Raw genomic sequence first — 13,051 nt, forward strand, 5'->3', positions numbered from 1 at the left:
GGCCCGACTGCAACCAGCATGGTGGCCACTCGATCATCGTCCTTCATCTACCTCACGCTCCCAGCCACGAGACGCAGCGAATCTCCGCCGTCCCACTGAGAGCCCCGCAAGCTGCCGAGCCGAACATCGTCGAGGCATTACGGGTCGAAGCTCGGCCCACGAACACAAAGGAAACACAGCATGGCCACTGGCACTGTCAAATGGTTCAACTCCGACAAGGGCTACGGCTTCATTGCTCCCGATGACGGATCCGCCGATGTCTTCGCGCACTTCAGCGCGATCCAGGGCAGCGGACACCGCAACCTCGAGGAAGCACAGAAGGTCGAGTTCGACACGGAGCAGGGTCCCAAGGGCCCCCAGGCGACGAACATCACCGCGCTCTGAATCAGAGCTTCAAGGCCCGATCCTGCTGCAACGCGGGGTCGGGCCTTTTGCTGTCACCCGCGCCTTGACAATCGGTTCGATTTGACGAGACCGCCGGTTGCCCCGTAAATTACAGATCGGTAACGGTCCCACCCGAAGGGACCGGCTGTGAGCAGAACAACCCGTTCTGTGTCGGAAGGATCCCTCACGACTTCAGTGCGACCCGAGCGCGCCCCCGATTCCGCCTCGGCTACATCAGACCCCCTCAACGCATCTCGACCGCAATTGCGGCGCGACCTGCGTCGGCGCGCGACCCCGACCGCAGAATCTGCTGCTGTGCCGGCCGCGACCCCGGCTGTCCCGCCAACCGCGGCTCCAGCTGCCGCGCAGAGCGAACCGAAAGAGCACTCTCGCAGTGCGACACCGACCGCGACGATACCCCGCGGTACGCATCCGCGCACGCATCGCGCCTGGGCTAAGACCAAGGCACTCAGCGCCGCGCTGGCCGTCGGGGCGCTGATCACGGGCATGGCGCTTCCCTCCCTCAATCCGGACGCCCAGTCGTTTGGCGCCACGGCTGAAGGCGTCTCGGCGCTCAAGGATGCCGCGCAGTCTTACAGCTCCACCGACGAGATCCGCGCTGAGATCGCTCCACGAGGCAACTTCTCCGCGACGACGCCGACCGAGATCGATGAGACGCGCTCGCGAGCCGTCGCCGCCGCACTCGCAGCGGGGATGCCACTCGGCAGTGCAGTGGAGATCCCCATCGCCGACCGGGTAGTGATGCCGTTGGCCGCAGGAAGCTATTCCTTCACCGACGGCTTCGGCGCGTCACGTCCAGGACGATCGCACATGGGACTGGACCTCGCTGCGCCCGTCGGAACGCCCATCAACGCCGCGATGGCCGGTTGCGTCTCGCGTTCCACCGAAAGCTTCGAGGGCTACGGCGTGACGATCCAGATCGAGAGCGTCATCGACGGCGAGGCCGTCAGCACCGTCTACTCGCATATGATCTACGGCACGCGCGCTGTACAGGTCGGAGAGTGCGTCACTGCCGGCCAGTACATCGGCGACGTGGGCTCGACGGGCTACGTGTTCGGCTCCGTGCTGCATTTCGAGGTGCACATCTCGAGGGTGCCGGTGGATCCGATGCCCTGGCTCACCGCGCGCGTCGGCTGAGGCGCCTCGGCTCAGGACACACGTTCCCTGAGGATCCCGTCATGCAGTTCGAGCACGCGATCCGCGGCGTGCCGGGAAATCGGTCACCGCGTCGATCGCACCGATGCCGCCGATGACGCGAGTGGCTCAGCCCTTGCGCAGCACCTTGAGAACGCACTGCTCCTCCACGGTGAGGTACTTGCGGGGCCGCATCCGGCTCATCGCTCGGTGGACCGCGGGAATCGTCACGCCGTCCTCGAATGCGGCGAAGACGCGCGGGTCGATGTACGAGTCCTTCGTCACCGCAGGAGTGTTGCCGAGTCGGTCGGCCACCCGCTCCACGACGTCGCGGACCACCGCGGTGTCTTCTCCCGCGTCGCCCCGTTCGCGCTCGACCGCGAGCAAAGCGGAGGTGGCGAGCAGCGTGCCTCCCCACGTGCGGAAGTCCTTCGCAGAGAAGTCGCGGCCCATATGCCTCTTGACGTACGCGTTCACTCTCCTGCTGTCGATGTCGTGGATGGTCCCGTCCTCATCGAGGAAGCGGAAGATCTCGTGCCCCGGCATCTCGTTGAGTCGGCGTATCACGTTGACGAGCTGCGGATCGCGGACCGTCTTGACGTGGCGCTTACCGCTCTTGCCGATGAAGTCGAAGGTCACGCTGGTCGAGGAGACGTCGGTGTGCTTGCGCCGGAGCGTCGTGATCCCGTAGTGCTCGTACTTCCGGGCGTACTCGGGATTGCCGACACGGAAGAACTCCTGGTCGATCAGTTTGACGATGCAGGCGACGACCTTGTCCTCGCTGAGTCTGCGCCTGCGCAGGTCGTGGTCCAGCTGCTTCCGCAGCCGTGGTAGTCGTTCGGCGAACTGCAGCACGCGCGCGTACTTCTTCTTCTCCTGGTGGCGGACATACGCGGGGCTGTATACGGCCTGGTGGCGACCGGCCTCGTCCACTCCCCTGGCCAGCACCTTCGCCGATGATGAGCGCGAGATCTCGACGTCCGTCCACGCCGGCGGTATCGCCAGCGCCTCGATCCTGGCGATCTCGCGTGCATTCCTGATGCGACGCCCCGCATTGCGGTAGACGGTGTTCTCGCCATCCTGCTCACGGGTGACGGGCAGTCGTGACATGGGATCCTCACCTGTGAAGACGGCGCTCCGGATGCTTTCGCGATGGTGCTGTAAACCAAGAAAACCCCCGCACGAGCGGGGGTTTTTCTTTGGCTGGGGTACCTGGACTCGAACCAAGAACAACGGTACCAGAAACCGCCGTGTTGCCAATTACACCATACCCCAAGGGCAAAACCAGAGCCTCGCACCGAGAGACAACTCTACCCGATGTTCACGGTGCAGCCAAAACGCGAGGGGCTGTCCGGCGCGTCTTCATGACATCGCCTGGCTCCGCTTCGGTCGCGCTACGCGCCGAGCGCCTGCACAAGGGCTGCAAGACGCTGCAGCGTGATCTCCTTGCCGATCAGTTCCATCGATTCGAACAGCGGCGGCGAGATGCGGCGACCTGTGATCGCGACGCGCGGCGGCCCGTAGGCCACCCGCGGCTTGAGTTCGAGCTTCTCGACCAGTGCCGTGGCGAGAGCATCCTGGATCTTCTCCGGGGTGAACTCCGTCACCGGCTCGAGCGCTGCGATGCACGCCGCGAGCACCTCCGCGGCGTTGGCAGGCAGACCCTTGAGCGCGTCCGCGTCGTACGAGATCTCGTCCGTGAAGAGGAATCCGAGCATGCCGGGCACCTCTCCGAGGAGCTGAACGCGCTCCTGCACCAGCGGTGCTGCGCGGAACGCCAGCACGAGCTGTTCGTGAGTCGGCTCATCGAATAGTCCAGCTGCGGCGAGGTACGCGATCGTGCGCTCGGCGAAGTCCTTCACATCCAGCATCCGGATGTGGTCGCCGTTGATCGACTCGGCCTTCTTCTGGTCGAAGCGCGCGGGGTTCGGGTTGACATTCTCGATGTCGAACGCGGCGATGAACTCGTCGAGCGAGAAGATGTCGCGGTCCGGTCCGATCGACCAGCCGAGCAGCGCGAGGTAGTTGAGCAGTCCCTCGTGGATGAATCCGCGGTCGCGGTGCAGGAACAGATCAGCCTGCGGGTCGCGCTTGGACAGCTTCTTGTTGCCGGTCTCTCCCAGCACCAACGGCATGTGCGCGAAACGCGGGACGAAAGTGGTGACGCCCGCATCGATCAGCGCGGCGTACAGCGCAAGCTGGCGTGCCGTCGACGGCATCAGGTCTTCGCCGCGCAGCACGTGCGTGATGCCCATCAGGGCATCGTCGACAGGGTTCACGAACGTGTACAGCGGCACGCCGTTCGGACGCACGACCACGAAATCGGGGAAGGACCCTGCCGGGAAGGTCACTTCCCCACGGATCAGGTCGACGTACGTCAGATCCTCTTCCGGCACCCGCAGGCGCAAGGCGGGCTGACGGCCCTCCTCACGGAAGGCCGCCTTCTGCTCGTCTGTGAGGTCGCGGTCGAAGTTGTCGTAGCCGAGCTGCTTCGCGCGTCCGTTCGCCTCGTTGCGTGCGTCGATCTCCTCAGCATTCGAGTAGCTCTCGTACAGAGCACCTGACGCGAGGAGCTTCTCGATCACGCCGCGGTAGATGTCGTGACGCTGCGACTGGCGATACGGCTCGTGCGGTCCCCCGACCTGCACGCCCTCGTCCCAGTCGATCTTCAACCACGTCAGAGCGTCGACGAGCTGCCGGAAGCTCTCCTCGCTGTCGCGCGCCGCATCGGTGTCTTCGATGCGGAAGATGAGCTTGCCGCCGTTGTGGCGTGCGTACGCCCAGTTGTAGAGAGCGGTGCGCACCATCCCCACGTGCGGAAGGCCTGTCGGCGAGGGGCAGAAGCGGACGCGGACGTCGGCACCTGAAGCGGTCGTGGTGAGGGGATGCGGAGTAGCCATATCCCCTCAATCCTACGCGTGCGGCCGTGGTTCGCCTGCCCGCTCACCCCTGCGGCTGACGGCCACGGCAGCCGTGTGATCGAGCGCGACTCGTCCGTCGTCCGAACACTCCTCGCACAACCGATCGAAGGCTCGAGCGAACCTTTCCCGTTCAGCAGTTTCGAGCGATCGATAGAAGGCGCCCGCCGAGGCGACGCCGCCCTCGGCTGATCGCCAGAGCTCGGCCGTCGTGGGACGCCACGTCCAGCTGAACTCGGCGACATCGACCGCGGGCCAGCCGCCTTCCGACAGCATCCCTCCGAATCCGGCCGAGGAGCGCTCGAAATCCTTCTCCGGCGCCAGCCTCCCGGTCGGCGACACGACGAGGCCCGCGCGGTCGCAGACCCTCTGCCAGAACCACGACGGCGACACGATCCAGATCGTGGCGATCATCACAGCATCCGGCGCCGCTACACGGGCGATCTCCTGTGCTGCCGCTCGTGGATCGGACACGTGATTGAGCACGAAGTTCGCCGTGACGGCATCGAAAGCGGCGTCGTCGAACGGCAGTGCGGGCAACGCGCCCTCGACCATGGAGACCTGTGGATGATTCCGCGCGGCGACGACGCGCATCGTCGCCTCCGGTTCGCAGCCCGTCACCGACCAGCCGGCGTCCATCAGTCGTGCCGCGAGCGCGCCGGTCCCCGACCCGGCATCCAGCACTCGACGACCGTGGGCCGTCCCGAGACGGCGAAGGATCTCATCGTGAGTCCCAGCGCACAGCGAGGCATAGGAGGCCGCGTAAGCCTCACCGACGCCCTCCCACGCCTTCACCCCGTGACCGTCCTCACGTCCTGGTCCGCCCGAGCGGCGCGAGCACCACGATCACGAGGACGAGAACGGATGCCGCGATCCCCAGCCCCGCGTACTGGAAGTTCGACAGCACCACGCCGGCGAGCACGGCGCCGGCTGCGGCGGACAGGCTCATGAGCGAGTCGCTGCGGCCCTGGCGGCGCGTGCGCAGCTCTAGCGCGCTCGCCTCGGTGAGCAGTGCCGCGCCCGCGACGGTCGCTGCACTCCAGCCGAGCCCGAGCAGGATCAGCGCGACCATCACGCCCCACGCCTGATCGTTCACGAAGACCGCGAACGCGAGTGCTGCGGCCAGCAGAACCTGCCCGAGCAGCACGACGCGCAGCCGCCCCCACCGGTCGGCGAGAATGCCGAAGACGGGCGACAGACCGTACATGCCGGCGACGTGCAGAGCGATCGTGAAGCCGACGAGCAGGGAGACATCAGCGGTCGACGCGTGGCCCGCATGCATCCCGTGGGCCATGTGCGACAGATGAATGGGCGTCATGGCCATCACCGACGCCATGACGACGTGCGATCCTGCGATCGCGAAGATCGCATAGCGAGCGACTGTCGGCCGGTCGAGCACGGTCAATGGCGCAGACAGTGATGCCGCGGCATCCTTCGCCAGCCTCTGCGCGGTGAGCAGCGGGTCAGGACGCAGCGCGACGAGGTAGAGGATGAACGCCGCGGTCTGGGCGATCAGGGAGAAGAGGTACGAGCCAGTCTGCGGCGGCATGCCGATCGCCTGGCCGACGATCTCTCCTGGCCCCAGCAGCAGCGGACCCGAGACACCGCCGATCGTCGTCGCCCACACGACCACCGACAGGTCGCGTCCGCGGTGCTTCGGCACAGCGAGGTCGGTAGCCGCGAACCGGGACTGCAGATTGCCCGCGTTGCCAGCGCCGATCATCAGGATGCCGGCCAGCAGCAAGGGGAAGATCCGCAGCGCCGCAGCGAGGATGACGACACCGATGCCGACCAGCGCGAACAGGTTCCCGAGGGTCAGGGCCCGTCGGCGCCCGACGCGGCTCGCGAGTCGTGCGAGCGGGATGGCGCACAGCGCCGCCCCGAGCGTGACCGAAGCCGTCGCCAGTCCCGACAGCGCATCGTCACCGGACAGATCCGCCGCGAGCAGCGCCCCGAGGGACACAGTGGCGCCGAACGCGATGCCGCCGAGCACCTGCCCGAGCGACAGCACGAGCACCGTGCGCCGCTGGATCGCCGCCTGGTCGACGACCGGCAGAGTCGTCATACCACGGGCATCGCGTCGCGCACTGAGTTGCGCAGGACGCCGAGTCCGGTGACCTCGACCTCGACGGTGTCGCCGGCGACGAACGGGCCGACACCGGCCGGCGTGCCGGTGAGGATGACGTCACCCGGCAGCAGGGTGAACACGGCGGACGCGTACTCGATGATCGCCGGGACCGAGTGGATCATGTCGCTCAGCGGTGCGTGCTGGCGCACCTCGCCGTTCACGCGGGTCTCGATCGTGGCATCCGCCTGATCGAAGTCCGTCTCGATGACCGGACCCAGCGGGCAGAACGTGTCGAAGCCCTTTCCGCGCGTCCACTGGCCGTCCCTCTTCTGAAGGTCCCTGGCGGTGACATCGTTGCCGACCGTGTAGCCGAACACGTAGTCGAGCGCGTTCTCGGCCTTGACGTTCTTCGCGATCCGGCCGATGACGACCGCGAGCTCTCCCTCGTGCTCCGTACGCTCGGACAGCGTCGGCCGCAAGATCGTGTCGCCCGGGCCGATCACAGAGGTGTTGGGCTTGAGGAACAGCAGCGGCTCTTCGGGCGCCACTCCCCCCATCTCCGCGGCATGATCGTGATAGTTCTTGCCCACGCAGACCACCTTCGACCGAGGGATCACGGGCGCGAGCAGCGCGGCGTCCGCGAGCGGCACGCGCTCGCCGGTGGTCTCGTACCCCGCGAACATCGGGTCACCGGCGAGGACGACGAGCTCCTGCTCGTCGACGATGCCGTAGCGGATGGCGTCATTGTGGCTGAACCGAGCGATCTTCACCGCTCCAGCCTAGCGACCATCCGCTTCGATCCGCCGAGCCCCCAGGGCTTCGCCGAGCCCCAGTGCTTCGCCGAGACCCCAGGTCTTTGCCGAGACCCCAGGTTGTTCGCGTCGGGACCCTGGGGTGTCGACAGGAACCTGGGGTGTCGGCGAGGAATTATCCGGGTGGGTGGATGCCGAACGCGGTCAGTCGTGCGCCGAGCGCATCGACGCTCTTGATGTGGACGCTGCCCCAGCGGCGTACACCCCACCCAGTCACACCGCGCACGTCGTCCTCGCGTCGCTTCTCCGCCAGGACGGCATCGACAGGCGTCGGCGTCTCGCGCAACTCCGGCTCAAGGTACTTGCCCTCGCCGTCGAACTCCCCGAACATCCGCGACCGTGGAAAGCCGAAGTCCATGAAATAGCGGTCGCCTTCCGACCCGACCACAGGTACCTGCAGATGGATGTCGTGAAACCCCAGGCGAGACAGTTGCAGCCGACTCACGCTTTCACCAGGCAGCTGTGCTCGACCGTCTGCGAAGCCCACTGCCCAGCGCACTTTGCGAACTCCGCGAAGACCGGGCGCCGCCAACCGCAGCAGCTCTTCCCGCCACTGCTCTGCAGCCGCAGCATCCTGACGCTGACCCGACACGGTCATCATTCTGAGCGCTGCGTCCGCAGCGGAGATCGCGGCCTCAGGAGGCATGCTGCGGACCATGTCGAACACCGTTCTCGTCAAGGAGGTGCAGCGCAGGCCGTGTCGCTCGACGATGTCGCTGTCCGCGACCTCGACGTCATGGCGCGCGATACCCGCTACCGTACGCGTGTGCCGCGCGCCTCGGATGAGCGTGTGGACGACTTGATCGGAAACACGGTAAAGCGGCAGATCCCAGAGCACTCCCGCCGACATCTGCATGGATACCGGAGACTCACCAGGGCTTGATCGCGCGTGGGAGATGACCCTCAGCAGGTGCCGTCCTTCAGCCCACAGTTCACGCCACGACGTGCCGTCGACGTAGAACCCCCGATGCACGCGGACGAACGTCCCCGTGGCGACGAGACTGCGCAGCTGCCGGTCCGTGATTCCCGTCGCGACGATGTCGTCGCGGGACCGGAGCAACGCGTCGGCTTGTTCGAAGGTGATCCGTCTCGGCATCCAGCGATCATGCCCGTTACAGACCCGGCTCCCCTGCTATCCCCACCTGGACTGCCCTCGCTCTGCCTGTGCAGAGCAAGTCACCGATCGCCGAGACCCCTGATTAGTGCCGAGACCCCGTCGTAATCACGTCAATACGACGGGGTCTCGGCAGGAAAGTAGGGTCTCGGCGAAGGTAGGGGTATGGGCGAGGGCGGGGTCTGGGGTCAAGCGTCAGGCGTCGAGACGGTAGAGCCAGCCGTGCTTGTCCGTGGCGCGGCCGTACTGGATGTCGGTGAGCTCCTCGCGCAGCGACAGGGCGAGATCGCCGAGAGGCTGGACGTCCTCGTAGTCCGCCGTCACCAGCGCACCGATGGGCGTCACGACCGCAGCGGTGCCGCAGGCGAACACCTCGACGATGTCGCCGGAAGCGACACCGTCGCGCCACTCCTGCAGCGACACCGGACGGCGCTCGACGGTGTGGCCGCGGTCCTCGGCGAGCTGCAGCAGCGAGTTGCGCGTGATGCCCTCGAGGATGCTGTCGGATTCGGGGGTGACGATGCGACCGTCCTTGAACACGAAGACAACGTTCATTCCGCCGAGCTCTTCGACGTTGCCGTCCTGGTCGAGGAACACGACCTGATCGCAGCCCTTGTCGTACGCTTCGGACTGCGGCAGCAGACTGGACGCGTAGTTGCCTCCGGTCTTCGCCGCGCCCGTGCCGCCTCTGCCCGCACGGGCGTGTGTCTCGGAGAGCCAGATGCGCACCGGCTTCACGCCGCCCGTGAAATATGAACCGGCCGGGCTCGCGATCAGGTAGTACGCGACCTTCTGCGCAGGACGCACGCCGAGGAACGCCTCTTTGGCGAACATGAAAGGGCGCAGGTAGAGGCTCTGGTCCTCCCCTGACGGCACCCACGCCCCGTCGACTGCGATGAGTTCGCGCAGCGACTGGATGAAGTACTCGGCAGGGAGTTCCGGCAGCGCCATCCGGCGAGCACTGCGCTGGAGCCGGGCCGCGTTCTGGTCGGGACGGAACGTGTGGATCGAGCCGTCGGCATGGCGGTACGCCTTGATGCCCTCGAATATCTCCTGACCGTAGTGCAGCACCGCGGCCGCAGGGTCGAGCGAGATCGGACCGTACGGCTGCACGCGCGGGCGATGCCATCCGCCGCGTGCCGACCAGCAGATGTCGACCATATGGTCGGTGAAGATCGTCCCGAAGCCCGGGTTCGCGAGAGCTTCGTCGCGCTGCGCGGCGGAGCGTGCAGCGAGGTTCTTGGTCACAGAGAACTCGAGAGGAGCGAGTTCGGTCTCAGTCGTTGTCATGTCACATCCTGCGTTCGTTGCGGGCGGCGCTCGCGTGGTCTCAGACTACGCCTGGAGCGCTACGCCTGGAGTCTGGCGATGATGGCGTCGCCCGTCTGGCTTGTGGTGCGAGAACCGTCCCTTGCGGCGATGTCCGCCTCGACCGCGCGGGTGACGCGGATCGATTCCTCCGGGAGCCCGAGATGATCGAGCAGGAGCGCGATGGACAGGATCGCCGCCGTCGGGTCGGCTTTCTGCTGGCCTGCGATGTCGGGCGCTGAACCATGAACAGGCTCGAACATCGAGGGGAACGTGCCGTCGGGGTTGATGTTGCCCGATGCGGCGAGGCCGATGCCACCGGTGACGGCGCCTGCCAGATCCGTGAGGATGTCACCGAAGAGGTTGTCGGTGACGATCACATCGAAGCGGGAGGGGTTCGTGACCAGGAAGATCGTGGCCGCGTCGACGTGGAGATAGTCTACGACCACGGCGGGGTGCTCCTGCGCCACCTCGTTGACGATGCGCTGCCACATGCCACCCGAGTGCACCAGCACGTTGGTCTTGTGCACCAGCGTGAGCTTCTGCCGACGACGCCCAGCGAGCTCGAACGCGTAGCGGACGACGCGCTCGATTCCGTAGGCCGTGTTCACACTCGTCTCGTTCGCGACCTCGTGCGGCGTGCCGACACGGATCGCGCCTCCGTTGCCGACGTAAGGACCCTCGGTGCCCTCGCGGACGACGACGAAATCGATATCGCCGGGCGCGGAGAGCGGCCCCGGAGCCCCGGCGTAGAGCTTCGAAGGACGCAGGTTCACATAGTGATCGAGGGTGAAGCGCAGCTTCAGCAGCAGCCCGCGCTCGATGTTCGCATCCTTCAGTCGCGGGTCGCCGGGTGTGCCGCCGACGGCTCCGAGGATGATCGCGTCGTTCGCACAGATCGCGGCGAGGTCGTCGTCGGTCAGCGTGTCGCCGGTCTCGAGGTATCGCCCGGCACCGAGCGAGAAGTGCTTCTTCTCGAAGGTGACATCACTGTGAATGGTGACGGCATCGAGGACCTTCTCGGCCTCGGTGACGACCTCTGGTCCGATGCCGTCACCGGGGATGACGGCCAGCTTCACGACACGCGACATGACACTCCTTGCACCGGGATCGCCCATGGCGCGACTTCGCGCGGGCGCGTACTCACCAGCGTACTGGTCAGCGTGCGGCCTTCATGCGCAGTGTGACGGCCGCGATCGTCCCGGCCCCCACGACCAGCACGGCGCCGATCAGCGACGTCACCAGCACACCGGAATCGAATGCGGATGCCGCGGCCTCCCACAGCGCGGATCCCAACGGGGCCGGCAGATCCTGGGCTGCGGTGTAGGCGCCGGCGAGCGTCTCCCGCGCGGCTGCGGAGACGTCAGCAGGAACACCGTCCGGAACCACGAGCGCCGAGCGGTAGAACGCGGTGATGATGCCGCCGAGCACCGCGGTTCCGAGCACCGCGCCGAGTTCGTACGCGGTCTCGGAGACGGCACTCGCCGCACCCGCCTTCGCAGCCGGAGCGCTGGAGAGGATCAGCTCGTTCGAGATGGTCTCCGCGGCCCCGATGCCGATACCGAGCACGACGAAGGCGAGTATCAGCGGAAGGGCGCCGTGCCCAGCGGTCGTGAAGGCGACGAGCAGGTACCCGACGACGGAGAAGGCCAGGGCGGAAGGAACCAGCACATGAGGCGGAACCCGACGAGAGATCGGGACGACGCTCAATCCTGCGACGATCACCGCGAGCATTCCCGGTACGAGGGCGAGCCCCGCCATCATCGGCGAGAGCCCCAGAATCAGCTGCAGGTGCTGCGGCACGAAATACAGGAACCCGACGAGCGCGACCACACTGAGCAGATTCACCAGGATCGCCCCGGAGAACGACCCCCGACGGAACAGCGCCATGTCGAGCATCGGCGTCTTCGCGCGCACCTGTCGGCGCACGAACAGCCAGCCCATCCCGACGCCCAGCAGAGCCCAGAGCACCGCGAACACCGTGACGCCGTCGACAGCCACCGCCTTGATCGCGTAGACCACCGGGATCATCGTCGCCATCGACAGCGCGATGCTGATGGGGTCGATCTTTCCCGGAGCCGGATCACGACTCTCGGGGACGAGCAACGGCGCCGCGATCAGCAGCGGGATCAGCACCGGCACGGCGATGAGGAACACCGAGCCCCAGGCGAAGTGCTCAAGCAGGAACCCGCCGACGATCGGCCCCAACGCGGAACCCGCTGAGAACGCAGAGGCCCACACGGCGATCGCCATGCGTCGCTGGTCGCGATTGAGGAAGATCGAGCGCAGCAGCGACAGGGTCGACGGCATCAGCATCGCTCCGAAGAACCCGAGCAGCGCTCGCGCGGCGATCAGAAGAGCGGCAGTCGGCGCGAATGCGGCGAGCACGGAGACCGCGGCGAATCCGGTGGAGCCGATCAACAGCATCCGGCGCCTGCCGAAACGGTCGCCCAGGGTACCCATCGTGACGAGCAGCCCCGCCAGCACGAGCGGATACACATCGATGATCCACAGTTGCTCCGCCCCCGACGGCGCGAGGGCGATCGCGATCTCAGGCAACGCGAAACTCAGCACCGTGTTGTCGACTGAGACCAGCAGCACCGGCAGCATGAGCACGACGAGCGCGAGCCACGCCCGTGCGCCCGCACGCGGCGCATTGATCCCGCTCGTCTCGACCCCGATCTGGGCCATCGCATCCTCTTTCGATAGTAAACCGTCCAGATGGTATAGTAACAGACATGGCCCGACCTCCCCTCGCGCGCGAACGCGTGCTCGACGCCTTCGAGGAGATCCTCATCTCATCGGGCGAGCGCACCGCGACCCTGGATGCCACGGCGAAGGCCGCCGCTGTGTCCAAGGGTGGCCTGCTCTACCATTTCGCCTCGAAGGACGACCTCGCGGACGGAATGATCGAGCGATTGAAGCGTCTCGTCGACGACGACCTGGCCGACATGATCGAGGCACCGGATGGCCCCGTGGCGTACTACGTGCGCACCTCGGTCATGGAGAATGCGCCGCTCGACCGTGCGCTCATCGCCGTCTCACGACTCGCGCAGGGCGGCTCGAGCTCCGCCGGCGATGCGCTGCGCGAGACGCGAAGCAGTTGGGCGGAGACGATCCGCCCGCACGTGCGCGATCAGGCGTCGCTCGACCTCGTACTGCTCGTCGGCGACGGGCTGTACTTCAACAACTCACTGGACATCAACGGTCCGGACCGGCTGGTCCCGCGAGACGACGAGCTGCGCGCGCTCGTGCAGCTCGTCGTGCTGGCGACCTCGTAGCTCCGGCCCCG

Annotated in this window: 12 protein-coding genes and 1 tRNA gene; 3 read left to right on the top strand and 10 right to left on the bottom strand. The window is 66.6% G+C overall.

The features are described 5' to 3' along the window. Positions 1–180: 180 nt before the first annotated feature. Both JF52_RS0100210 and JF52_RS0100215 read left to right on the top strand, forming a co-directional pair. Positions 181–384 carry a cold-shock protein gene (locus JF52_RS0100210; protein ID WP_033104556.1) on the top strand — a complete coding sequence of 68 codons (204 nt, stop codon included), beginning with the start codon at positions 181–183 and terminating at the stop codon, positions 382–384. Between the two features lie 315 nt (positions 385–699). Continuing rightward, the gene (locus JF52_RS0100215; RefSeq protein WP_235272302.1) at positions 700–1,542 is read left to right on the top strand and encodes a M23 family metallopeptidase; all 843 of its coding nucleotides are present in this window, start codon (positions 700–702) and stop codon (positions 1,540–1,542) included. Between the two features lie 126 nt (positions 1,543–1,668). Here the strand turns inward: JF52_RS0100215 and JF52_RS0100220 are convergent, their stop codons facing one another. The 10 genes from JF52_RS0100220 to JF52_RS0100265 form a co-directional block, all read right to left on the bottom strand. Continuing rightward, the gene (locus JF52_RS0100220; protein ID WP_033104557.1) at positions 1,669–2,649 is read right to left on the bottom strand and encodes a DNA topoisomerase IB; all 981 of its coding nucleotides are present in this window, start codon (positions 2,647–2,649) and stop codon (positions 1,669–1,671) included. A 90-nt stretch (positions 2,650–2,739) separates the two neighbouring features. After that, positions 2,740–2,814: transfer RNA gene (locus JF52_RS0100225), tRNA-Gln, on the bottom strand. A gap of 119 nt (positions 2,815–2,933) precedes the next feature. Then, positions 2,934–4,439: a glutamate--tRNA ligase gene (gene gltX, locus JF52_RS0100230; RefSeq protein ID WP_033104558.1), complete on the bottom strand. Its 1,506-nt coding sequence runs from the start codon at positions 4,437–4,439 to the stop codon at positions 2,934–2,936. A 12-nt stretch (positions 4,440–4,451) separates the two neighbouring features. Further along, positions 4,452–5,252: a class I SAM-dependent methyltransferase gene (locus JF52_RS0100235; RefSeq protein WP_052166642.1), complete on the bottom strand. Its 801-nt coding sequence runs from the start codon at positions 5,250–5,252 to the stop codon at positions 4,452–4,454. 13 nt (positions 5,253–5,265) lie between these two features. Then, on the bottom strand, positions 5,266–6,522 hold the full coding sequence (locus JF52_RS0100240) for an MFS transporter (protein ID WP_033104559.1): 1,257 nt from the start codon (positions 6,520–6,522) through the stop codon (positions 5,266–5,268). Then, entirely contained in the window at positions 6,519–7,295 is a 777-nt protein-coding gene (locus JF52_RS0100245; RefSeq protein ID WP_033104560.1) for a fumarylacetoacetate hydrolase family protein, read from the bottom strand. The genes JF52_RS0100240 and JF52_RS0100245 overlap by 4 nt, the downstream gene beginning before the upstream one ends. Before the next feature lie 157 nt (positions 7,296–7,452). Next, on the bottom strand, positions 7,453–8,433 hold the full coding sequence (locus tag JF52_RS0100250) for a type IV toxin-antitoxin system AbiEi family antitoxin domain-containing protein (protein WP_052166643.1): 981 nt from the start codon (positions 8,431–8,433) through the stop codon (positions 7,453–7,455). Between the two features lie 213 nt (positions 8,434–8,646). After that, entirely contained in the window at positions 8,647–9,741 is a 1,095-nt protein-coding gene (locus JF52_RS0100255; protein WP_033104561.1) for a branched-chain amino acid aminotransferase, read from the bottom strand. Positions 9,742–9,800: 59 nt separating this feature from the next. Beyond that, a complete protein-coding gene (locus tag JF52_RS0100260) occupies positions 9,801–10,850 on the bottom strand; it encodes a 3-isopropylmalate dehydrogenase (protein ID WP_033104562.1) in 1,050 nt (349 codons plus the stop codon). Between the two features lie 67 nt (positions 10,851–10,917). Beyond that, positions 10,918–12,450: an MFS transporter gene (locus tag JF52_RS0100265; RefSeq protein WP_033104563.1), complete on the bottom strand. Its 1,533-nt coding sequence runs from the start codon at positions 12,448–12,450 to the stop codon at positions 10,918–10,920. Between the two features lie 47 nt (positions 12,451–12,497). On the opposite strand from JF52_RS0100265, the gene JF52_RS0100270 reads away from it, so the two are divergent. Then, complete coding sequence (locus tag JF52_RS0100270; RefSeq protein WP_033104564.1) at positions 12,498–13,040, top strand: TetR/AcrR family transcriptional regulator; 543 nt, start codon at positions 12,498–12,500, stop codon at positions 13,038–13,040. Positions 13,041–13,051: the final 11 nt, after the last annotated feature.

The sequence above is a fragment of the Microbacterium profundi genome (assembly GCF_000763375.1).
Taxonomy (GTDB): domain Bacteria; phylum Actinomycetota; class Actinomycetes; order Actinomycetales; family Microbacteriaceae; genus Microbacterium; species Microbacterium profundi.